Genomic DNA, 23,148 nt, shown 5'->3' with positions numbered 1-23,148 from the left:
TGATTACACCGATTAACACTGATTTTTTTCGATTTTATTTAAAACACAATCCCACATTCAAAATTCTTATCAATGACCCAATGACCCAATGACCCAATGACCCAAWGACCCAATGACCCAATCTATTTCAACACCTCAGCCGAATCAAAAAATATCTGATTGTTTTTGGTGGCCAGGTTAGCGGGTACCAGGCACGAGAGTGTGTACATTTTGCTGCCGATTAATATCATGTACATAAACAATGTGCCTTTGGTGGTATTGTCAGATGCCGACATGCTATAGGTAGTGTATGTTTTCCATTTGCCTACCGTTGCGACGCCGAAAGTATAGTTCGTCTTTTTCGAGGCGATACCCGCCCTCAACCCATCGGCAAATTGTTGTTTATCCTTCACCGATGCCAAAGCGGCCGAATCTAAATGGGCTATTACTTTATAGTCCAGCACGGTTGTACTGTATTTAACACTATCATTTCCCTTGGCCAGATAGCTGGCGATGCCGTTCCGGGTTACCGTTTGAGGTTCTGCCGGGAATTTTACCGACAGCTTTTCGTCTACGTTCTTTGTTATCCAATCGGTTTGGGCCTTAGCAGCAGCCGATAGCGTCAGCATAACTAATAGCAGGTAATAGGTTTTTTTCATGTATCAGGTTTAAGTATAAAATAGCTTTAATTAACGCATAATTCTCTAACTAATCAGCCGACCTCTTAACTCTAAATTAACTCGCATCATTCTTATCGCCCCTCAAGAGCCTGAAGCGTTTGCGGGCATCGTTCAGCCATAGGCTGCCCGGGTAATCGGTAATTATTTTTTGGTAATAGGTTTGGGCCATGGCCGGGTTGTTCAGCTTGGTTTCGTATAGGTCGCCCAGCATAAATACGGCATCGTCTGCCCATAGGTCGTCGGGGTGGCTTTCTACAATTTGTTTTAACAAGGCCACTGCTTCGGGATATTGCTTTTGCTGCAGCAGTATTCTGGTTTTGGCCATCAGCACATCCGCCTCCAGCGAGCCGGGAAATTTCTTACCGATGCTATCTAAGGTTAGTACCGCCTTGTCGGTTTGTTCGGCAAATATCAGCAAATCGGCACGGGCATACATCTTAAGGGCCGCGCCCGCGCTGTCAATAGCCAGGTTATCAGAGATCAGCAAAGATAGATTCAACGCGTCGTTAGCTATTAACTGCGTGGTGGCCGCCTTCAAAATATCCAATTGCCGCCTGCTCCAATTGAAATCGCCTGTGTAGTAAGCCAGTTTGGCGTTCCGCAGCAGGGCATCCTGGCCAACGGCGGTGTTGGGGTTGTCTTTCTCCACCTGGCTGTACAGCAGGGTGGCATCCCAGGGCTGGTTGTTCAGCAGGTAAATATCGCCAAGGTCAAGCTTGCAGCTTGCCAGCAGGGTTGGGCGTACATCGGGTATGGCCACGGCGCTTTCCAACAGGGTTTGGGCATCCTTCAGTTTATGTAGTTTAAAGGCCTGCAGGCCGGCCAGCTTCTGCATAGCGAACACCGTGCTGCGGCTGCGGCCAAATTCGTTCAGCAGGTTAAGGTAGTCCTGCTCCAGGCTTAGCAGGTCGGCCTGGGTGTATTTGCCGCTGGTAACCTTCAGGTTCTTGGTGTTGATAAGCTCTATCTTGGCCGAAACATAGTTGGGATTTTCTTTCCCCTTGGCAATAATATATTCGTATCCGCGGATGGCTTCGTCATAGGCCTCGTTGGCACTAAGGGTGCTGCAGAGCTCATATATGCTGCTGCCGTCATCGTTTTGGCGGCGACTAAGGGCAATGGCCTGGTTAAGCGCCTGCCCAAAATCCTTCTGTTGCAGGTATTGCCAGGTAAGCAGGTTTACGTAGATGAACTGCTGCGGGTCTTTCTGTATCCGTTTCAGCAAAGCAAACTTCAATATATCGTAATCGGGCGCGCCCTCATACACGGTAGATAACATACTTTCGGCCTGGTTTAAGAACGATGGGTTGGAGGGCAAAAAGTTAAGGTACTCTTCGGTAAGGCCGGCTTTATCGCGTTTGTAGCGGTAAAGGTTTATCAGTTCGAAAGAGAACAGGGCATCGTTGTGCAGCAGTTTGCGACCCTGCAGAAAAATCTTTACGGCGTACTCCACATTGGCGTTCTGGTAAAACTGCGAGGCGATGGAGGCAATCTCGTTTTGGTCGGCCGGGAGGTTTTTGATCAGCGCGGCGTATATATCGTCGGCCTTATCGGTATTGCCTTGCTGGGTGTATATGGTGCCCAGGGCAATATTGTATTCGTAGGCACCGGGATGCTTACGAATCATTTTCCGGGTGATGCTTTCCGCCTCGTCGAATTTTTTGCCGGCGAGCAAGGCGTTGAGGTATTGCTGATAGTAACCCTCGTTATCCTGCTTGTACAGTTTAAGGTAAATATCCAGCGCTTTTTGCTGCTCGCCGTTCTGGGCGTATAGCCGCGCCAGGGCCAAATCATTATTTTGTGCAAAAAGCTTTGTACAAAAGGTAAAAAGCAGTATTATTATGATTGAAAAACGCTTCATCGCATTTGAAGATTTTAGTTGCACCTATTAATGCTATATAACGCCGGAGCAGGGTAAAATTGTAGTGACATTAGCATTAGCAATATTTAAAATAAGTAATTTGACCCATAGTTAATCATTAAGCCTATAATTGATGCCCGGCCGCCTACGATTGTTTCTCTTTATTGCCTGTGTTGCTTCGTTATGCGCCTGCACGCCTGCCGCCGTGAAGCAAATACCTGTAAGCGACTTTTTTAAGACACCAGAGAAGAGCTTTTTCAGGATATCTCCCGACGGCAAATTCGTGTCGTACCTTAAGCCTTATAAAGATAAGCAAAATATCTACATCAAATCGCTGGAGACAGGCAACGAGCGGATGGCCACCGCTTATACCGACTATTCGGTACGCGATTACTCCTGGACCTTCAACAACCAAATCGTTTTTACCCAGGATATCATCGCCAGCGATGTGTACCGCGTATTTACGCTGGATGTGGCCACCCTAAAGATAACCAACCTGCTTAACCTGGATAAGGTACGCATACGCATCCTTAACCGTAACCGCCTGCAGCCCGATGTGATTACCGTAAGCATGAACAAGCGCGATGCCGCCAATTTTGACGTGTATCGCCTTAATGTGAAAACCGGCGAGATGAAATTGTACATCCAGAACCCCGGCAACGTAACCCGTTGGTACCCGGATCCGAATGGCGATATCCGCCTGGCAAAGGTATCCGATGGGGTGAACGAAACGATATTGTACCGGGCCAACGAGCGGTCGGCCTTTAAGCCCATCATCAAAAGCAATTTTAACGATAGGGTTGAACCTGTTGCATTTACCGGCGAAAAGAACTACTTCTACGCACTATCAAACGTAGAACGCGATAAGACCGCCGTGGTAGAGATTGATGCCGAAAGCGGCAAAGAGATTAAGGTGATATATGCCAGCACCACCGCCGATATTATGGACCTGGCCTATTCTAAAAACAAGCGACGCATTGAGTTTGCTTATTGGGATGAGGCCAAGCCCCAAAAGCATTTTTTAAATAAAGATGTTGAAAAGCTTTATGGCAACATTGCCGGTAAGCTAAAGGGCGATGAGATGAACATTGTTGACCGCGACAGCGCCGAAAATAAATTCATTATTAACACCTATACCGATAAAAACCCAGGCTCGTATTACCTGTACGAGAAAAAAAGTGATAAGCTTACCAAACTGGCAGATATTTTAAGCGGTATAAATCCCGATGAATTTTGTGCAATGGAGCCGGTAAGCTTTAAAGCATCTGATGGCCTAACTATCAACGGCTACCTAACCGTACCAATGGGCAAGGAAAAGAAGAACTTGTCGGTGGTGGTGATGCCGCACGATTTCATATGGGGTCGCGATTCGTGGGGGTACGATGCCGAGGTGCAGTTTTTGGCCAACCGTGGCTATGCGGTTTTCCAGGTGAATTACCGGGGTTCGGGGGGCTATGGCAAAGCGTTCCGTAAGGCGGGCTTTAAGCAGGTGGGCGGCAAGATACAGGATGATATTACCGATGGTGTGCGCTGGCTGATAGCCAATAAAATAGCCAACCCCAAAAAGATAGCTATTTTTGGCGGCGGTTTCGGCGGCTTCTCCGCCCTGTATGGCGTATCCTTCCACTCCGATATGTATAACTGCGCGGTGGTGAAATACGGACTCATCAACTTTTTTACTTACTTGAAGGATGCCCCGCCGTTTTACAAGCCTTTCCAAAAAATGAGCTACGAGATGATAGGCGACCCCGAAAAGGATGCTGAGCAGTTGCGTGCGATTTCCCCCGTTTTCCATACCGATAAGATAAAGAGCCCCCTGCTCATCTTCCAGGGCGCTAAAGATCCCCGCGCCAATATCAGCGAACTGAACCAATTTGTGCGCGAACTGAACAAACGCCACGTACCTGTAATATACCGCCTTAAAGAAAACGAACGCGCCTTTTTCCGTAGCGAGCATAACCGGATGGAGATGTATGCCGAGATAGAGAACTTCCTGGATGCCAACATGCAGGGTAAACAATAGCCGCTATGAAGGCGCAAAAAAATCTCTACCGTACGAATTTTTCCCTGATAACCGCCTTTTTGGTGCTCATAACGGTAACCCTTGTTATAGCCATATTCGTATCGTATAAGCTTACTTCCAAATATGTAGAGAACGAGTTTGCCAACAAGAAGACCGAGGTATTGGAACAAACCATAAAACCCTATTACGACTTTTTTCAGATACAAATACCCGAAATAACCTCCTACCAGGGCTTTTTAGATTCCGCTTCGGCGGCCAATTATTCCGATACCGTTTTTAGGGCCTATCACTTTGTGCGAAAGGTGCTTTTCTACGATATAAAGATAGGCAGCCCCACTGCCGAACACCCCGAAGGAATTACGGTGAAAGACATATACCGCTTTAAACCCAAACGTGGTGGCATTGTCGGCGTAAAGGATATGAGCACTGCGAACGATGAGGATTTTAGGCAAATGGCTTTAAAATTGAATACGTTCATCAATTCGGCAGATACATCGCGGGTGCCTACGCAGGATGAAATTTTTCGCACTTTTTATAATGTTACGCCGGATAAGATCAGCTATCTCAATATCCCGCGCAGGGAGGATATTCGCATATACCGTGCCTTGTTGAGGAGTAAGCAAAGCGATAATTTTGGCAAACAAAACATGATGACCTTTTCGCTCGATCCTCATTTTTTAAAAGTGATCAACACGCATAAAGAGCTTTATGAGGATGTTACCATACAACCCGTTGTGTACGACCCGCTGGATGTGGAGCAGGAAAAAGTAATAACAGAAGCTGCCTTGCCGGGCGCGTTCTCTAACTTTAAGCTATATTTTAGCTCGGAGCGGTCGCATGTTAATAAGGAGATAGAACGCAGGTACCTGCCCATTGGCGCTATACTGCTGCTCATTTATTTTTTCCTGGTGCTGATCAGTTATCTCATTTACCGCAACCTTAATATAAACCTTAAAGTATTTAAGCTGCAGTACGATTTCATCAACAATTTTACCCACGAATTTAAAACGCCGGTTAGCGTTATAAAAATCGCCGGCTCTAACCTAAAGGGCGATGCCGAACTAAGCGAACGCCAGCGTAAACATTACGGTAAAATATTGGATGAAGAAGCCGATAAGCTCAACGAACTGATGAACAAACTCCTGTCATTTACGCAATTGGAGAACCGTTCCATTAATGTAAAACACGAAGAAATAAACCTGCCCGAGTTTGTGAAGGGTTATATAGATACCTTTAAAATAAAATACCCCGATTTTAAGCTGCAATCGCAGGTGGAGGTTGCTAAATTTAAAAGCGACCCGGTGCTGATGGGCAGTGTGTTCCAAAATTTGATGGAGAACGCTTATAAGTATTCGCACCCCGGTAAAAAAGAATTATCCATCACAATAAAACAGGATAAGCGTAATATTGTATTCTCTTTTGCCGATAAGGGGATAGGCATGGCCAAGTACGAGCAGGGCGATGTATTCAAGAAGTTTTACAGGATAGAGAACCAGTACAACCAAAACGGCAGCGTAGGCCTGGGGCTGGCTTTTTGCAAAGAACTGGTGAATTATATGGGCGGAGCCATAAGCCTGCAAAGCAAGATAAACCAGGGTTCTACGTTTATGATTACCTTGCCACTGGAAAGTTAGCAGAGTGCTGGCGGCGGGGACACTTTGGGTGTTTTAAAAAGCGCGGGGAATGTGCGATTCCCCTCTTGAGAGGGGCGGAGGGGTGTGTCCTCTGCGCCATTGCACCCCGGGGGGGGCCCCCCCCACCGCCACCTTTAAAAGATGATAGAATAAAAGAAATGAATAAAGAAATTAAAATAGCGCTGGTAGAAGACGACGAAAACCTGAGGTTTTTGGTTGCCGAGCGCCTGCAGAGCGAGGGTTACAAGGTGCTGGAAAGCGGCAACGGCGCCGAAGCCGAGAAAATGATACTGGCGGAACTGCCCGACATCGTGCTGCTGGATTGGATGCTGCCGGGCAAGCAAGGCTCAGACGTTTGTGCCGGCCTGCGCGAGCAAGGCTTCGATAAGCTCATTATCATGATGACCGCTAAGGCGCAGGATATCGATAAGATAGGGGCGTACAACTTCGGCGTATCTGATTACATCACCAAGCCTTTCAATATGGATGTGCTGGTGGCGATGATCGATAGCAAAATAAAATTCTCGCTCAACAACGAGAAACCCGAATCGCACAAGTTCGGTAATATGGAACACCTGCCCAATACTCACCTGCTGATACGTGATGGTCGTAAAACCGAGCTTACCATTTTGGAGAACCGCATACTGCTTTATTTCCTCAAGAACAAGAACAAGGTCATAAATCGCGAAGAGCTGATGATGGAAGTGTGGGGCTACAATGCCGACGTAAACACCCGCACGCTGGATATGCACATCGTGCGCCTGCGTAAAAAGATAGAAAACAACCCCGATTCGCCAACGTACCTGCAAACCGTGAGGGGGATAGGGTATAAGTTTGTGTATTAATTCCCGTTTGTCATTGCGAGCGCAGCGCGGCAACCTCATAGGACATTTAGCGAATTTGCAAAGCGACAATGCGTGTCCTGTGAGATTGCCACGTCGCCCCATGGCTCTACCCCAGCCACTCCTCGTGACAATTGGTTATTTCTTATACATCCTCGTCCCCACAAAATCCTTAAAAAAGAGTTTAGTTCCCGCCAGGGTATAGCCGTGCTTGCCAAACTCCCGCTCCACATCCGGCAATCGCCACGATTCTACTCCGCAGAGCACCTTAAAAAATAACAGCATGCTTTTCAGCAACACAGCTTGCCACCACTTGCCCGTCAGTTGGAAATCGGTATTGAACCACAAGCCGCCGGGCTTAAGCATTTGGTGGATGTGGCGGAATGTAGCGGGCAGGGTTTTAGCCGCATAGTTATCGAACAGGAAAGGCGTGATGATTACATCAAAAACCTGCGGTAACTCTACATCCTCTATCGCTTTATTGATAAACTCCAACTGGTTTGCGCCAGCGTTACGTTTTCGCGATAGGGCCATCATTTTGGCAGATATTTCCACGTAGGTAATCCGCAGCTCGGAAGGGTGTACCTTGCTTATCTCTTCCAGTATCTTCCCTGTGCCGCCGCCGATAATCATTACCCTGGCATCGGCGGGTATTTGAGGTAAAAAATAACGCTGTGCTTTCATAAGCGCATCGCCAAACACCAGGCGCGACAGGCGGTCGTAAAAAGATGCCGAGTTATCGTAATTGCCTGCCATTGATTTGCTTGTTTCTTTTTAAGGATGAATTGTTATATTTAGCTAAATCTAACCATTGCCCAATGAAATCCTTTTCTTTTAAACTCGTGCTGTTTGTGTTGGTTTTATTTACAGCGCAAAACCTGCATGCCCAAACGGCACCAACAGAGGATAAATATAATCGCAAAGAAGTAATGATACCTATGCGCGATGGTATAAAACTTTTCACGGTAGTCTACACGCCTAAAGACCAGCACGAAAAACTGCCTTTTTTAATCACGCGTACGCCATACGGCGTTGCCCGCAGCCGCAGCCCCGAACGCAGCAACTATACCCGCGACATGGCCGAAGATGGCTATATCTTCGTGGCGCAGGATATAAGGGGGAGGTACAAATCTGAAGGGACTTTCGAGATGCAGCGTTTCAGCCGCGATAAAAGCAAGCCCAACTCCATCGACGAAAGCAGCGATACCTACGATACGGTAGACTGGCTGCTGAAGAACATCCCCGATAACAACGGCAAGGCAGGCATGTACGGCATCTCCTACGATGGCTGGACGGCCCTCATCGGCGCCACCGACCCGCACCCGGCTATGAAAGCCGTATCGGAACAGGCCACACCGTCAGACATGTTCCTGGGCGATGATTTCCACCATAACGGGGCGTTCCGCCTGAGTTATGGCTTTGAATATGCCTTTATGGAGGAAGCCTCCCATACCGATACGCTTTACCAATTCGGTACGTACGATACTTACGATTGGTACCTTAAACTGGGCCCGCTATCCAATGTCAATAAAAAATACTTCCATAATAAACTGCCCAGCTGGAACGATTTCACCAAACACCCCAACTACGATAGCTTTTGGCAAAAGCAAGCGATGAAATTCAGGCTGGATCATCCGCGTATTGCCATACAGCATGTTGCCGGCTGGTGGGATCAGGAAGATTTTTACGGCCCGCAAAAGGCCTATGAGGTACTGGAGCCGCATGATGCGAATAACCAAAACTACATCGTAATAGGCCCCTGGAACCACGGCGGTTGGGCAGGCGGCAACGGCGATAAGCTGGGCAATATTAAATTCGGCACCAACACAGGCGTTACTTTCCGTAAGGACATACAGGCACGCTGGTTTGCTTATTATTTGAAGGATAAGGGCGAGGGCAAGTTTGCCGAAGCGATAACCTTCCAAACGGGCAGCAACGTGTGGAAGGAATACAGTAAATGGCCGCCAAAGGAATCCATCATCAAAAACATCTACTTCCACAGCAATGGCAAGCTGTCCTTTACGCCGCCAACGCCTGCCGAAGCTATTGCCGATAGCTACATTTCAGACCCGGCCAAGCCTGTGCCTTACCGCAGCCGCCCCATTGAGGAGACTTACGGGCCGGGCTCCCGCTGGTTTACCTGGCTTACCGAAGACCAACGCTTTGTAGATAACCGCCCCGACGTGCTCAGCTGGCAAACCGATACCCTTACCAGCGATGTAACCATCACCGGCAACATCGCAGCAAAACTATATGCCTCTACAACCGGTACCGACGCTGATTGGGTGGTGAAACTAATTGATGTCTATCCCGCCGAATACAAACCCGAACTAAAAATGAGTGGCTACGAATTTATGATTGCGAACGATGTGTTCCGTGGCCGGTTCCGTAAAAGCTTTGAGCATCCGGAACCGATAACACCCGGTAAAGTGGAACTATACACGGTTGATCTGCACGGCAGCAACCACGTATTTAAGAAGGGGCACCGCATAATGGTGCAGGTACAAAGCACCTGGTTCCCCATTATCGACCGTAACCCGCAACGGTATGTCCCAAACATCTTCGATGCAAAAGCAAGCGATTTTATACCTGCCACGCATAAGGTTTATCATTCAGTGAAGTTTGCGTCGGCGATTGCGCTGCCAGTGGTGGAGTAGGGTAATGCTAACCGTTTTTTTAACACAGAGGCCACAAAGGATTTGCTGCCTCGGGACACAAAGAAACACAGAGCTTTGCAAATGGATTTGACAATGATTCACTCCAAAGCGTTGGCGTTTAACAGGCTCTGTGCCCCTCTGTGTTTTTTCTCAGTGCCCTCTGCGGTTTAAAAAACATCACAAACCCATCACTATAAAAAAGTGTGCCCGGCTCTCAACCCGGGCACATCCTATATTCAACTAAATCCCGGTAATACTTTCCCGGATATCTTTACTCTTGATGGGCTTTTATTTCTTTATCGGCGGTGGCACGCTATCGCGCATCGGCACTTCTTTGCGCAGCATTTTTGCGGCATAGCCGGTGAGGTACAAATAATAATCATTGGGTATATCGTCTTCAACCGTTACGAAACTGCTGAGGCCAACCGGTGGGTTTTTGGATGATTTGAGGATAGCGGTACCCTCGTCTACCTCATCGAACATGGCTACGTACAGCATCGTAGCGCCGGCCTTGAGCGCGCCGTTTACCTGTTTCCAATAGAACTTGCCACGGTTGCGGGGTATCTGGTTCTGCGGCGCGCGCGGGTTCATATTATGCCAGCTAAAGCCAGGGAAAATGGTTGGCACATACTCCACCTTGTTAACCCGGCACCAATCTATGTCATCTGCAATACGAGCCTGGAATTTGGGGTAAGTGTCTTCGTTGAAACGGCCCACGAACCAGGGATGTACGATATCTACCTTGCGCAGCAGATCGTGCAGGTGCTGGTCTTTTTCGGTATCGCTACCGTAATCGCGCCAAAAGGTGGGTACGCCCAGCAGTACCGCGCAGCCGCCATAAACCGGGTCGTTCTTCAGGAAATCGATGATGCGTTCGGCCTCCGCCAGGCCATATTTGCGCCTGTCGTTAAAGCCCACGCCCCAAACCGCTACCAGCGGCTTGCCATTGTGGTATAGCCAGCTTTGCTTGCTGCCGCGATTGGTGAGCTTCATGCTATCGATCAGTTGTTTCCAATCCCTGATTACCAGCGAATCGCCGCCCGCCTGCATACCCGAAAGATCGTACATTACCGAAATGGCCCGGTGGTATTGCTGCGCGTATTTAAGCGCATTGCCCAGCACCACGTTGTTGTGGGCGCGACCGGCGGGCTTTTGCACATCGCCTATGAATCGCTGCACGAACACGCCATCCACGCCGTATTCCTTCATCCACCTGAAATGCGTTTCGGTAGAGGATGCATCGTGCGAGCTGTACAGGTAAGCATCGCTGCCATCGGCCAGCTTAAAGGGCGATTTATAGGTTTTGGGATATTCGCTCACATCCGGCCAAACATCTATATTGGTACTCCCCGGCTCGAATTTTCCGTGCGATTGGTAATGGTTCCAGCCCCGGTTGCCGCCATCACCCGGCGCATTGAACCAGCCCTGGTACCCCGCCATCACGAGCCCTTTATAACTTTTGAAAGCCGATGTTTTGCCGTGTTTAGTTTGCGCCAAACCCCATGTGAAAATCAATGTACAAAGCACCGTTCCTATATATTTTTTCATTGACTGATGATTTTTTTTCACGCAAAGCCGCAAAGGCCGCAAAGCTCGGCTCAGACACCTTTGCGACTTAGCGCCTTTGCGTGAAATATTTAGTTATACCAACTTCCCTATATCCCCCAATCCTTATTAGGCTTAGGCCCCATTTCCAGCTCCAGCGTACCGCCGGCCATTAGTTGCTCGTGGGTAAACCAAGGCTTGTTAAGCACCTCGCCGTTGAATTTTGCGCTTTGGATATATTTGTTCACCACGCTGCAGTTATTGGCAATCATTTTAAATTGCTTGCCGCTTTGCAGGTTGATAGTAACCTTGCTGAACACCGGGCTGCCGATGGTGTAAACCGGCTTGCCGGGCGTAACGGGGTAAAAACCCATTGACGAGAACACCACGAAGGCCGACATGCCCCCGCCATCCTCGTCGCCGGGGATGCCGAAGATGTTGTCTTTATACCAAACATCAAGCAAAAAGCGGATACGTTTTTGGGTTTTCCATGGCGCGCCTACGTAGTTGTACAGATAGGGGATATGGAAGCTGGGCTCGTTGCCCATCGAATATTGCCCCACAAGGCCGGTAGCATCCGGGAATTTAGACCAGAATTCGTATTTGCTCCTGTCCAACCCCTCGCGGAAGGTTTGATCTAACCGGGCCTGGAATTTATCCTTGCCGCCCATCAGGCCGGCCAGCCCGTCTATATCGTGCTGTACCTGCCACAGGTAAGTCCAGCCGTTGTTTTCGTCGTAAAAATCCCGGCCGCCCATGCCGCCATCAAATTTCGGGTCGATATTGATGAAATTGCCTGCACTGTCTTTCGGTGTAAATAACTGCTTATCGTTGTTCCACAGGTTTTTGTAGTTTAAAGCTCGTTTGGCAAAAGCGGCGGCATCTGCAGGCTTATTTAAATCCGCTGCAAATTGGCCAACTGCCCAGTCGTCGTAAGCACCGCCAAGCGTAACCGCTACAGCCTGTCTTTTTTCGAAGGAGTGTACCAGCGCCACGGTTTCTTTTTCGCCCTTCCTCAATGCCGGGAAGTATCCCTTGCTCAGGTAAAAATCATCCAGGATGCTTTTGGGGCCGTTTTCCCAGGGCAGCATAGTGGCCTGGTTGGCATTTTTTAATACGCCTTCATAGGCTTTATCCACATCAAAGCCACGGATGCCCTTGCGGTAGGCATCTAAGAACATTACGGTAGAGTGGAAACCGTTCATGCAGGGGTTATCGCCAAACAGCACCGGGAAGGTGGGCATCCAGCCGCTTTGCTGATACATGTCTACGTAGGAGTTCAGCATATCGCTTTCCATGCTGGGGTTCAATATCGTGCGCAGCGGGTGCAGGGCCAGGTAGGTATCCCAAACCCAATCGTCTACATAAAAGGGGCGGTTGCTATCGTGTATTTTTTTGTCGTAGCCGCTGTAGTAGTGCCTACCTTCGTTAATGTTCACCATCCGCTCGTTGCTGCGGTAAAGGGCGGTGTAAAACGAGCGTCGCTGTGCCTCGGTACCGCCTTCTATCTGTATCTGACCAACTATTTTTGCCCATGCCGCTTTGCCGCTTGCCACCAAGGCATCAAAATCTACGCCCGTAAACTCATCTTTAAAGTTCTGTTTGGCCTGTTGCGCGCTCACGTACGATATGGCGTATTTGAATTCTATCGCATCCGGCGCTGCCGAGGTGAAGGTAATGAACGACTTAACGCCCTTGCCTTCCGTTGTGGTTTGTTTAGACAAGGCATCGTTCTGCACGGTACCTGCCGTACCTTTGGCACTGAATTGCCCGTAAACGTAAACTTTGATATCGCCGTGGTAGGTTTCCATGCCGGTAAGTTCGTTGCCGTTGGCGAACGCCCATTTTGCGGCGCCATCGTTATATACATCGAACAAGATGTTCTTAGCATCGCTTTTGGCCGGGAACGCGAACCTGAATATGCCCACCTTTTTGCCGGGCGTAAAATCGACCGTAATGCCTTTGTCGATTAAGTAAGTGGAATAATGCCAGGGGTGTATTACTTCCAGATCGTGGTCGTATGGCATTTTTTCGTCCCAGGAAGCAGTACTAAGCGTACCATTTATGGGTTTTATAGCGAATACCTCGCCCAGGCGGTGCGATACCATGTTGAGCGGGAAGCTGGATATCTGGTCGTCGATGTAGTCGGCCCGTTTGGGGTACATCCGTATCATTTGGTTGGGCTGGTGCATGGTAGGCCGGGTGGGCTCTAAAAGCTGCCCCACGCTGCCGATGCGCGGATCGATGTAATTGAGGGTAGCATCGTCGCCGGTTTGCGCGGATGCCGGGCCTGCCGATGCGATACTGAAAAAGGCACATAAAGATACCGCCCTTACCAAGCGGGAGTAATTGATAACCATCTGGTGAAATTTATAAAAGGTTTATAACACCAAATTTGCCGTAAAGGCTTAATGAATTATTAATATTTGATTAATTGGAGCGGAAAACTGCGTTGTAACGCATTTATTCGAGTATTGAATGGAAATCGCGCTCGAAAGACTCGCCGTAGATGGCCTTGTACTCTTTATTGAAGGTTTCGAAAGCGTTTTTAGCCAGCGAGTGTTTACCCAGGTGCACCAGCGCTTTGCACTTCAATATCATGGCTTCCTCGTTCACCGGGTCGAAATAGAAGATATCGTTGGCCAGTTTTATCATGAATTCGGGGTCATTGGCAAGCGGGGTGCCGTTGGCGTACCGGATATAGCTGTCGATGATTTCGTTGGATACTTCGGATTTGAAGGTATCCAGCCATTCGTACTCTATATTGGATAAAAAGTTCCCGCGTTGCGTGATATGCGTAAGTTGCAGTATCTTCTGTTTATCGAGCTTGTTTTTATTAGATACGATGTTGAGGTAGTTGTGATAATCTACCAAGATGGCCGCGTAATCGATCTCTATCTTCCAGTAGCCGGTATCTTTCGACAAGTGGCAGCTGCCCATCTGCTCCAACAGCGATTTTAGCTTCGCAATGTTTACCGAACGGTTGTTGCGCGCGCTTTTCTCCGATTTATCGAACCATAGTATCTCGTTCAGTTTTTCGGAACTTACCCCACGGTGCAGCTTGATGGAGTAGAGCATAATCACCAAAAACAGCTCCTTTAACAATGGTGTAAAGTACTTGGTAATCTCGTTGCCATCCGGCGTAAACAATTGCAGGTCGCCGAATAAGAATATGGCATTTTTGTTGTTGGCTATGCGTACGTTCTCCTCTTCCGCGCCATCAGCCATGGTTATGTTTGCTGCGGGTTGGGGCGCAGGCACCAGCATGGTTTCTTCCGCTGGTTTTAATACGTCCAAAGATAATATGGCACGTTTCCTTCGCTGGTATGCAATACCTGTAGCGACAACCAGGAAGCCTGCGACAGCTATCCAGATCCAACGGCTGGTGTGCTTTTCTACTGCCTGGTCGGCCATGAGCGGCTCGGGCGGGCTAAGCAGCGAGTATAGCTTGATGCGCGTTTGGTCGTTTTCCTTAAACAGGGTAGCAGCCATAAACTGGCCGCTCTGCGGGAAATAGCTGATATCGGCAAAGGAATGGATATCATGGAACTGGTAGGGGATGGTATCGCCCACCAGGGTATAATCGGGTTTATCCAACGAGCCGCTTATCAGTTGCAGGCTGGAGTTGAACTTATGCTGAGGGAATATGAGCCCGTAGAAGGATTTGTTCGTAGTATTGATGACCAGCGAGTTCGCAAAGGCGAAATCTTCTTTTTTTACGGCGATGGTGAACAGCTTTTTAAAGCTTTGATCCTTAACCGTGTAACGCATCATATCATAAATGTTGCGCGGGTTTACAATCTGCTGGCCCGATGCGCTGCCATAACCGCCTATAACGTATGCTGTATCGCCGGCAGCATTGGCTCCAAGCCCGGCCAGGTAGCGCGGGGTGAATACATCGCCCCTGGTTTTTATAATCTGCCAGCTGTTGCTTGCAAAATCGTAACGTTTTACACTATCCTTATAAACTAACTGCCCGTAGCCACCTATGGTATAAATGCTGTTACCGGCCTTGTTGTAGAACTTGTTGAGATGCCCGTTGTTGGTAGCAATGTTGGTGAAACCCTTATCCCAGCGATTGGTTGAAGGGTCGTAAGTGCCCATATTCATCTGGTCTACATACAGGTAGTATATTTTGCCGTTTACGAATATGGCTTGTGCACCCGGCACCAGCCGTTGCTTGCCCGATGCATAGGCGATGGTTTTTACCTGTGGCACCTTGTTTACCGAGTAGGTAACCAACGAATCGGGCGTAATGATGTACACTTCTTCGTTTGCGGCATCGAAGGCTACGGTAGCATCGCCGGGCATGGTTATTTCTTTCTGCAGCGACCAATTGCGGTGGCGCGCTTTTACCCAAAGCGGGTTGGTTACCGTGCCGTTATTTTGGTTGATGGTTTCGTTGGCTACGTTGCCTTGCCACTCGTTCAGCGGCCAGTTTGCAATGGCTTTGCCATCCTGCAGAACGCTTACGTCGCGTAGTTTTAGGGGCGGCAGGTCGGTGGTTTGGTATTGGTGGTAAGCGTTGGCGCCGAACAGCAGCTTGTAGCTTTTGGCGCGCTGCAGGTGCACGCCCGCCTCGGTATAGCTTTCTTTGCCGGCAATAACGGTTATCTTATCGTTTTTATAATCGATAAGGAGGCGTAGTTTGTTCCATTGGCCAAACAGCAGCTTCTCATCAAGGTTGAAGGACACTTTGGAGAGGCGCTCGCCCACGATGATCTTGAAATGGCGGGTGTTGGCCTGGTTATCGTAAACCAGGTCGATATTTTGCTTGTCATCGCCCACCAGGCGCATGATGTAGCCGAAATAAATGGCGCGGTTGGGGATGAAAGAAAGGTCGAACGATACTTCGAGCTTGTCTTTTTGCGAAACGTTGTCGAGGCTTAGGTCGAGGGTGGTGCGTTTATCCTGCACAACTTCGTGGCTATTGAATGCAAGCCCGTACGATTGCGCATAAACAGGCAATACAAACAAGATATTCAAGAAAATAACCGCAACTAATCCCGATAAAAAAGTCCTCATTTTGATAAGTACGTGCTAAGTATCGCAACTTAAGTACCCCATAGTATAGTTTATAATTCGAGCCGGATGAACGATTTAGAGTTTAAGCGGCAAGGATGGCTAAATTACAATAAAAACGGTTCACATCAAGCGGGAATATGCGATAATAGCCAATTGCAAACGGCCCTAACGTACAAAACCATTGGTATGAATTTACCAATGGCTGATATGATTTTAACAATGGATTTTTCTACTCAATGCACATCATACCCCGTTGCCTTCAGTATAAAATCTACTATAGGCGCCGGGTGAGGCAGGCTATGCGGGTGGTACAGCATGGGGTAGCGGCATAATGGGGAGCGAATTTTTATCCAATAACGTGTTGACTCACCGCTTCTGTCAACAAAACTCAAATATGTTTGGCCGGAAATATACCCGTTTTTCGTTGTGGGATTCTGGTGAGCATCATATTTGCATACGTGCCCTATAATGGGTGGAACAACCCTTCGTAAAACGATCTAAACGGATAGCTTGTAGCTGATAATGAGCTTAGTGTAACATATACATTACAGTTGTTAATATTTTACAAAAAAGGGAGAATTGCTTGTAACATTTTACCCACTTTCGCCTCCAATTACCAAATTGAACATTTATGAGACGAATAATTTTACTTTTAATAATCTTTTGTGCATCCTTTACAGCTAAAGCCCAGTTTGGCGTTGGCGGTGGCGGCGGCTCATCTGTAATAGGGAAGATATCCGGTACTATCGTGGATTCGGTTACCAAAAAACCGGTGGACTATGCAACTATAAGCTTATTCAAAAGCGGGGGCAAGGTGCCTATCAACGGCGTACTTACCGACGAAAAGGGCAACTTTAAGCTCGATAACATCAAATCGGGCAGTTACAAGATTACTATATCTTTCCTGGGTTATCAAACCAAAACCATCGATCCGGTTACCACCACCGCAGGCAAACCAGACGCGAACCTTGGCAGCGTTATATTGCCGCCGAATGCACGTGCTTTGAAAGAGGTGCAGGTGGTTGGCCAGCAATCTATCATCGAAAACAAGATAGACAAGATTGTTTACAATGCCGAGAAAGACCTTACTGCAGCGGGCGGTACAGCTACCGACCTGTTATCGAAAGTGCCGATGGTATCGGTAGATATCAACGGTAACGTATCGGTACGTGGCGACCAAAACGTGCGCGTGCTGATCAACGGCAAGCCATCGGGCGCAACATCGGCAAGTTTGGCCGACGTGTTAAAATCTATCCCCGCGGATCAGATTAAATCAATCGAGGTAATTACTTCGCCATCGGCAAAATACGACGCGGAAGGCTCGGCTGGTATCATCAACATCATTACCAAGCAAAAAAATGTGTCGGGCTTAAGCGGCGGCATCAGCGGTGGCGTGGGTACTCGCCAGAATAACGGCAACGGCAACATCAATTACAACAAAAACAGGTTCAACCTTAATGCCAACTTAGGCGGCAACGCTTCATGGCCGCAAACTTCGTTAACCAATTTCGAGCAGTATTTTACCAATAACGGTACTACGGCATCTATCATTACCAACGGCGAGAGCAAGCTAAAGCGGCATGCGCTTATCGGTTCGGTAGGTGCGGGGTATCAGTTCAATGGTTTTAACAGCCTTAATACTACCTTTAAATTCAACCAGATAACCTTTGGTACCGAGGGTTTTTCTAACACTGCGTCTGCCTCACCATACACCAGCATCACCAACACTAATAATAGGATAGATGGTTTCGACTGGAATATAGATTATACGCATAAATTTAAAAAAGAAGGCCACGAGATAGATTTCTCTACGCAATGGAGCCATAGTACAGGTTTGCAGGCTTATGACAACCAATACAGCGCCGTGTTCCAAGGCGTTAAAAACAATATCGACGGTAAAAACAACGAGTACACTTTACAGATAGATTACACCCTGCCGATAGATAAGGTATTTAAACTGGAAGCCGGCGGTAAAACTATTTTCAGGAGGCTGAAGAGCGTAAGCGATTATTATAACTACGTGAATAACGATTTGGTTTATAGTACCCTACTTTCTAATCAATATAATTATAATCAAACTGTAGTGGCCGGTTATTCGGTACTTACCGTAACTTTGCCTAAGCAATGGAGTGTATTGGCTGGTTTAAGGGTGGAAAATACCGATATTGCGGGCGAGCCTATAAGTACCACGCAATCGCTTTCGCCTTTCGATCAAAACTACAACACCTGGGTACCAAGTCTTACTATCCAAAAGAAGATCACTGCTTCAAACACGTTAAAACTGGGTTATTCTAAGCGGATAACCCGCCCGAGCCTGCAATTCCTGAATCCATTTGAGAACCAAAGCAATCCCCAAAACTATACAAAGGGTAACCCAACCCTTAACCCCGAGGTATCGCAAACTATCGAGCTTGGGCTCAATAGCTTTATCAAAACCTCTATCGTAAACTTATCGGTTTACTATAAACGCACTTCGGGGCTAATAGAAGGTATTGCTGACCCGATAATCATCAATAGTACCGACCCGGCAACCGGATCACAAATATCACAGCCGGGTACCAGAACTACGTTCCAAAACGTGGGTAACAATAATTCGTTTGGTGGTAGCTTCTTCGGTACCATAAACCCTTTCAAAGAGCTAACCATTATCGGTAGCCTCAACGGCTTTACTTACAAGCCCGATCCTACCGGCAGGTTCGCAAGCCAGCAAACGGCAAACGGCACCTACATGATGTTCAATGGTTTCCTGCGTGCAACGGCAACGCTGCCCAAAAACTTTATTGCAGAGGCGTTTGCGTTCGGCAGTTCATCGCGCCGTACCATACAGGGCTCGCAGCCGGCGTTCAGCATCTTAGGTTTTGGCGTGCGCAGGCAGTTTATGCAAAAGAAAGCCTCGCTTGGCTTAAATATCATCAACCCATTCTCGGAGTATAAGTACTTCAAATCGAGCACTAACAGCCCGGGCTTCAGGCAAACCAGCAGCTTTGCGTTGCCTTTCCGTTCTTATGGCATTACGTTTAGCTACAGCTTCGGTAAGCTAAGCTTTAGCCAGCCTAAAAAATCGGGCGTAAATAACGACGATATGAAACAAGGTGACCAGGGCGTGGGCGGTGGCGCACCGGCAGGCGGCCGATAGTTTTTAGAATCAAGACTTTAAGAGTCAGGAATCAAGAAAAAAGAATAAAAAAGCGAGCCTTCCGTTAATCAGGGAGGCTCGCTTTTTTTTTACCGGAGCCGGGAAAATAAAGCAAATTGCAAGCAAAACAGTGGTGACAGCATTTTGACACCATCCACAATTTACCAAGTGGCTGATTACTAATTAATTGCAAGTGTTCACGGTGTTCACGCGCCACACCGTGAACACTATTCTTCTACATTTATCCCTATCTGCTTCAGCAGTAGCGATGCGTTAAAGGTTTTGCACTCGCCGTGCTTTATCTTGTAATCGAACAGCATCTCGCCATCAATCACCTGTATATCAAAGTAATAGTTGCGTACATAGCCGGGGTATTTATCCTCCAGGCGGGCTATCTGCAGATCGTGCGTGGCTACCATGCCTACGCCCTTTTTGCTGATGAGCCGCTCTATCACGGCTTTGCTGCCCAGGTATTTGTCGACCGAATTGGTTCCGCGCAGCATCTCGTCTATCAAAAAGAAAACGCGGGACTGGTTCTCTACCGCCGCCAATAGCATCTGCAGGCGGTCCAGCTCTGCTTTAAAAGTAGAGGTGCTTTCGTTCAGGTTATCTTTGATGCGCATATAGCTCACTATGGATATGACGGATAACTCCATCGCCGCGGCGCACACCGGAGCACCTGCCAGTGCCAAAACGGCGTTGATGCCCATAGTGCGGAGGAATGTGCTTTTGCCGGCCATATTGCTGCCCGTAATGATATCAATGCTGAAAGCATTATTCAATTCATAGTCGTTATCAACCCGTTTGCCGCGGATAAGGGGATGGGCGATGTTTTTGGCAGTAAGGGTATATCCCTCCGTATTGGCAATAAGCGGGTAGGTCCAATCCGGGTAATTAATGGCGGGTACAGCAAGGCTGATGAGGGCCTCGAATTCGGCGATAACATCGAATGCGGTTTCGAAGGTCTCGTGATTGGCCTTTTTCCAGGCTTCTATCGCCATCAACTGGCGTATATCCCAAATAAAAATAGCGTTCAACAGCACCATCAATATCATATTGAGGCGGTAGTTGAGCTTATTGATGAGCAATTGCAGTTGCTTAATTTGCGCAGAAACCAGCTGCCCCTTGCCATCTTTTAGTTTTTGGCTGATGCTTTGCGTGTAGGGGCTGGTCCACTCGGCCTGCTCAATGTTTTGGAACCCCAGCACGAAGTGCTTCAGCGCGGTATCTATCCTGCCGGCTATCAGGTCGGTTTTCTTTACAATTTTTTCACGGGTGGAGGCCTGCCGGTAGTTGAACCACATAACAGGCACTACCACATACCAAACAGGCGCATAAAAATAGCCCGCTATAAGCATGGCTAGGAGCACCCAGGGCGCGGCCTGACTATAAATGCGCAGGAACTGTTCATTATCGAGCTCTACGGGCGTTTTCAGGTAAGCTATCAGGTTCTTTACCTGGTCGCGGTGTTGTTTGAGCGAAAACAGCAGGTTGGCCTGAAAGGTAAGCTTCCATTCGGTTTTCGCGGCAAGTTCTTTCACTGCGTCCTGCCGGGATAATATCACGTCCTTTTTTGCCGGGGCCCACAACCAGTCGGCCAGCTTGAGGTTGCCGCCCAGGGTTGCCGAGCGGTTGATCAACTGGAACAAAGATGCTTTGCCAAAGATGTCCAGATCTGCAGTGTACTGATGTTTATCGTTGGCAAACCAGCTGCCATCGTGGTAGATATTGCCATTTGCGGATATACTGGCGGCTTCGTTCTCGTTCACCTTTTTAAGGTCGAGGTAGAAGTTTTTAGCGGTTTCGAATTCGCCTTGTTTGTTTACCAGCCTGGCGAATACAAAACCCAGCACCAATACCGCTGCCACCAGTATCAGGATGTTATCCTGGCTTACGGTTACAACCACAGCGCCTATGAACAATGCGAAAACCAGCAACCGGTAAAGCGAGTATGCGTTGGCCTTTTTGCCGAAAGCATCGGCTTGTTGTTGTGCGGCCTGTGCCGCCTGTATATAATCGTTTAAAATATCCTGATCCATTAGCTGTTGCCAAACCTTATTTAAGTAGTTTTGCAAGTTTTCAATTTTACGATAATTACGCAACATTTACCGCCTTGTAATGAAGATAGCTTTTATAACCGTTGGCAAAACTGAGGATGCTTACCTGAAGGACGGCATAGAAAAGTACGTAAAACGCCTTAAGCATTATACCAAACTGGAACTGGTAGAGATTGCCGAGCTGAAAAACACCAAGGCCCTCACCGAGGAGCAGCAAAAAACGAAGGAAGCCGAGCTTATCCTCAAAAAAGTTACTACACAGGATTACCTGATACTGCTGGATGAAGCGGGGCAGGAGCACACCTCTGTACAGTTTGCCAATTACCTGAATAAGCGCGCTATTAGTTCGGTAGCCAGCCTGGTATTTGTGGTGGGCGGCCCCTACGGGTTCGACCAATCGGTTTATCAGCGCGCCAACGATAAAATATCCCTCAGCCGTATGACGTTCTCGCATCAAATGGTGCGCCTGTTTTTTGTTGAGCAGCTTTACCGTGCTTTCACCATTATAAAGGGCGAGCCGTATCATCACCAGTGAGAGGATGTGCAGATGTGCAGATTTCAGATGTGCAAATGGAACTGCAGATGTGCGGGTCACAGATGTGCAGGTTATAGATTTCAGATGCGCAGATGCCGGCTGCTTTACTAATCTTTCTTAATAATTTGAAATCTCCACATTTGAAATCTGCACATTTGCTTTTTCGTCTACACATCTTCCTATTTATTCGCACATTTGTAATCTGCACATGTGCGAGTCTGAAATCTGCACATTTGAAATTTGCACATCTGAAACATGCACAGTCACGATCACTCCGGCCATCATCATCACGACCATGCCCCTAAGCTGGATAAGCTAAATACGGCTTTCATCTGGGGGATTGTATTGAACTCTGGGTTTGTAATTGTAGAGGTAATTGCCGGCCTCATCAGCGGTTCGTTATCCCTCCTTACCGATGCCGGCCACAACCTTAGCGATGTTGCCTCCCTTGCGCTGGCTTTGCTGGCTTTTAAAATGAGCAAGGCAAAATCTAACAGTAAATACACTTATGGCTATAAACGCTCTACCATAATCGTTTCTTTTTTCAACGCGGTAATATTGGTTGTAGCGGTCGGTTTTATTGTGTACGAAGCGGTGCTGCGACTATTGCACCCGGAGAATGTTACAGGTACTACTATAGCCTGGGTAGCATTTTCGGGTATTGCCATAAATGGCTTTACAGCCTGGCTTTTTGTGAAAGATAAAGACACCGACCTAAACATAAAGGGTGCCTATATCCATATGGCGGTTGATGCCATCGTATCGATGGGCGTAGTCATATCAGGCGTTATCATCTACTTTAGCCATTGGTATTGGGTAGATAGTGCGGTCAGCATCATCATAGCCATTGTGATACTAACGGGCACCTGGAGTCTGTTGAAGGATAGCCTACGGCTGGAAATGGACGGGGTACCCAAGGAGATGGACCTGTCTAAAATCAAAGCAGAACTAAAGAAAGCCAAAGGGGTGGTAGATGTTCACCACATGCACGTATGGGCCCTCAGCACTACCGAGAATGCCCTAACTGCCCATCTGGTGGTAAAGCCCGAAGACATGAGCAACTTCGATAACATCAAGCACGACCTGCGCCACCGGTTGGAGCACCTATCCATTAGCCATAGTACCTTCGAACCGGAGTTTGTGGATGAAAAGTGCGAGCAGCCGAAGTGTTGAG

General features: G+C 48.0%; 14 protein-coding genes. 7 read left to right on the top strand and 7 right to left on the bottom strand.

Features of this window, described 5'->3' with window-relative positions:
- Nucleotides 1-122: 122 nt before the first annotated feature.
- On the bottom strand, nucleotides 123-638 hold the full coding sequence (locus tag AC1DYT_RS12380; protein WP_477469913.1) for a hypothetical protein: 516 nt from the start codon (nucleotides 636-638) through the stop codon (nucleotides 123-125).
- Between the two features lie 76 nt (nucleotides 639-714).
- Nucleotides 715-2,520: a tetratricopeptide repeat protein gene (locus AC1DYT_RS12375; RefSeq protein WP_477469912.1), complete on the bottom strand. Its 1,806-nt coding sequence runs from the start codon at nucleotides 2,518-2,520 to the stop codon at nucleotides 715-717.
- 133 nt (nucleotides 2,521-2,653) lie between these two features.
- Between AC1DYT_RS12375 and AC1DYT_RS12370 the strand changes: the two genes are divergently transcribed.
- From AC1DYT_RS12370 to AC1DYT_RS12360, 3 genes are all read left to right on the top strand, one after another.
- Nucleotides 2,654-4,543 (top strand): alpha/beta hydrolase family protein, encoded by a 1,890-nt coding sequence (locus AC1DYT_RS12370; protein ID WP_477469911.1) that lies wholly within the window; start codon nucleotides 2,654-2,656, stop codon nucleotides 4,541-4,543.
- Between the two features lie 5 nt (nucleotides 4,544-4,548).
- On the top strand, nucleotides 4,549-6,177 hold the full coding sequence (locus AC1DYT_RS12365) for a sensor histidine kinase (protein ID WP_477469910.1): 1,629 nt from the start codon (nucleotides 4,549-4,551) through the stop codon (nucleotides 6,175-6,177).
- A 158-nt stretch (nucleotides 6,178-6,335) separates the two neighbouring features.
- A complete protein-coding gene (locus tag AC1DYT_RS12360; RefSeq protein ID WP_477461648.1) occupies nucleotides 6,336-7,022 on the top strand; it encodes a response regulator transcription factor in 687 nt (228 codons plus the stop codon).
- 135 nt (nucleotides 7,023-7,157) lie between these two features.
- On the opposite strand, the gene AC1DYT_RS12355 is transcribed toward AC1DYT_RS12360, so the two are convergent.
- Nucleotides 7,158-7,775, bottom strand: a complete 618-nt coding sequence (locus AC1DYT_RS12355) for a class I SAM-dependent methyltransferase (RefSeq protein WP_477469909.1) — start codon at nucleotides 7,773-7,775, stop codon at nucleotides 7,158-7,160.
- Nucleotides 7,776-7,837: 62 nt separating this feature from the next.
- On the opposite strand from AC1DYT_RS12355, the gene AC1DYT_RS12350 reads away from it, so the two are divergent.
- Complete coding sequence (locus AC1DYT_RS12350) at nucleotides 7,838-9,676, top strand: CocE/NonD family hydrolase (protein ID WP_477469908.1); 1,839 nt, start codon at nucleotides 7,838-7,840, stop codon at nucleotides 9,674-9,676.
- A gap of 288 nt (nucleotides 9,677-9,964) precedes the next feature.
- On the opposite strand, the gene AC1DYT_RS12345 is transcribed toward AC1DYT_RS12350, so the two are convergent.
- The 3 genes from AC1DYT_RS12345 to AC1DYT_RS12335 form a co-directional block, all read right to left on the bottom strand.
- Nucleotides 9,965-11,224 carry a glycoside hydrolase family 99 protein gene (locus tag AC1DYT_RS12345; protein WP_477469907.1) on the bottom strand — a complete coding sequence of 420 codons (1,260 nt, stop codon included), beginning with the start codon at nucleotides 11,222-11,224 and terminating at the stop codon, nucleotides 9,965-9,967.
- Between the two features lie 107 nt (nucleotides 11,225-11,331).
- On the bottom strand, nucleotides 11,332-13,581 hold the full coding sequence (locus tag AC1DYT_RS12340; protein ID WP_477469906.1) for a GH92 family glycosyl hydrolase: 2,250 nt from the start codon (nucleotides 13,579-13,581) through the stop codon (nucleotides 11,332-11,334).
- Nucleotides 13,582-13,684: 103 nt separating this feature from the next.
- Nucleotides 13,685-16,246 (bottom strand): Kelch repeat-containing protein, encoded by a 2,562-nt coding sequence (locus AC1DYT_RS12335; protein WP_477469905.1) that lies wholly within the window; start codon nucleotides 16,244-16,246, stop codon nucleotides 13,685-13,687.
- A 631-nt stretch (nucleotides 16,247-16,877) separates the two neighbouring features.
- On the opposite strand from AC1DYT_RS12335, the gene AC1DYT_RS12330 reads away from it, so the two are divergent.
- On the top strand, nucleotides 16,878-19,382 hold the full coding sequence (locus AC1DYT_RS12330) for a TonB-dependent receptor (RefSeq protein WP_477469904.1): 2,505 nt from the start codon (nucleotides 16,878-16,880) through the stop codon (nucleotides 19,380-19,382).
- 227 nt (nucleotides 19,383-19,609) lie between these two features.
- Here the strand turns inward: AC1DYT_RS12330 and AC1DYT_RS12325 are convergent, their stop codons facing one another.
- A complete protein-coding gene (locus AC1DYT_RS12325) occupies nucleotides 19,610-21,457 on the bottom strand; it encodes a MutS-related protein (protein ID WP_477469903.1) in 1,848 nt (615 codons plus the stop codon).
- Nucleotides 21,458-21,500: 43 nt separating this feature from the next.
- On the opposite strand from AC1DYT_RS12325, the gene rlmH reads away from it, so the two are divergent.
- Together rlmH and AC1DYT_RS12315 are read left to right on the top strand one after the other, a co-directional pair.
- Nucleotides 21,501-21,974, top strand: a complete 474-nt coding sequence (gene rlmH / locus AC1DYT_RS12320; RefSeq protein ID WP_477469902.1) for a 23S rRNA (pseudouridine(1915)-N(3))-methyltransferase RlmH — start codon at nucleotides 21,501-21,503, stop codon at nucleotides 21,972-21,974.
- Between the two features lie 255 nt (nucleotides 21,975-22,229).
- Entirely contained in the window at nucleotides 22,230-23,147 is a 918-nt protein-coding gene (locus AC1DYT_RS12315; protein ID WP_477469901.1) for a cation diffusion facilitator family transporter, read from the top strand.
- Nucleotide 23,148 lies beyond the last annotated feature (1 nt).

It is taken from the genome of Mucilaginibacter sp. P1_D10 (assembly GCF_056406215.1).
Note: the sequence above shows the minus strand (reverse complement) of the source record. Positions and strands in the feature narration are given on the sequence as shown.

Bases quoted from the DNA above. Each gene is read 5' to 3' on its own strand.
- AC1DYT_RS12380 (WP_477469913.1), bottom strand. From the start codon at position 638: ATGAAAAAAACCTATTACCTGCTATTAGTTATGCTGACGCTATCGGCT.
- AC1DYT_RS12375 (WP_477469912.1), bottom strand. From the start codon at position 2,520: ATGAAGCGTTTTTCAATCATAATAATACTGCTTTTTACCTTTTGTACA.
- AC1DYT_RS12370 (WP_477469911.1), top strand. From the start codon at position 2,654: ATGCCCGGCCGCCTACGATTGTTTCTCTTTATTGCCTGTGTTGCTTCG.
- AC1DYT_RS12365 (WP_477469910.1), top strand. From the start codon at position 4,549: ATGAAGGCGCAAAAAAATCTCTACCGTACGAATTTTTCCCTGATAACC.
- AC1DYT_RS12360 (WP_477461648.1), top strand. From the start codon at position 6,336: ATGAATAAAGAAATTAAAATAGCGCTGGTAGAAGACGACGAAAACCTG.
- AC1DYT_RS12355 (WP_477469909.1), bottom strand. From the start codon at position 7,775: ATGGCAGGCAATTACGATAACTCGGCATCTTTTTACGACCGCCTGTCG.
- AC1DYT_RS12350 (WP_477469908.1), top strand. From the start codon at position 7,838: ATGAAATCCTTTTCTTTTAAACTCGTGCTGTTTGTGTTGGTTTTATTT.
- AC1DYT_RS12345 (WP_477469907.1), bottom strand. From the start codon at position 11,224: ATGAAAAAATATATAGGAACGGTGCTTTGTACATTGATTTTCACATGG.
- AC1DYT_RS12340 (WP_477469906.1), bottom strand. From the start codon at position 13,581: ATGGTTATCAATTACTCCCGCTTGGTAAGGGCGGTATCTTTATGTGCC.
- AC1DYT_RS12335 (WP_477469905.1), bottom strand. From the start codon at position 16,246: ATGAGGACTTTTTTATCGGGATTAGTTGCGGTTATTTTCTTGAATATC.
- AC1DYT_RS12330 (WP_477469904.1), top strand. From the start codon at position 16,878: ATGAGACGAATAATTTTACTTTTAATAATCTTTTGTGCATCCTTTACA.
- rlmH (WP_477469902.1), top strand. From the start codon at position 21,501: ATGAAGATAGCTTTTATAACCGTTGGCAAAACTGAGGATGCTTACCTG.
- AC1DYT_RS12315 (WP_477469901.1), top strand. From the start codon at position 22,230: ATGCACAGTCACGATCACTCCGGCCATCATCATCACGACCATGCCCCT.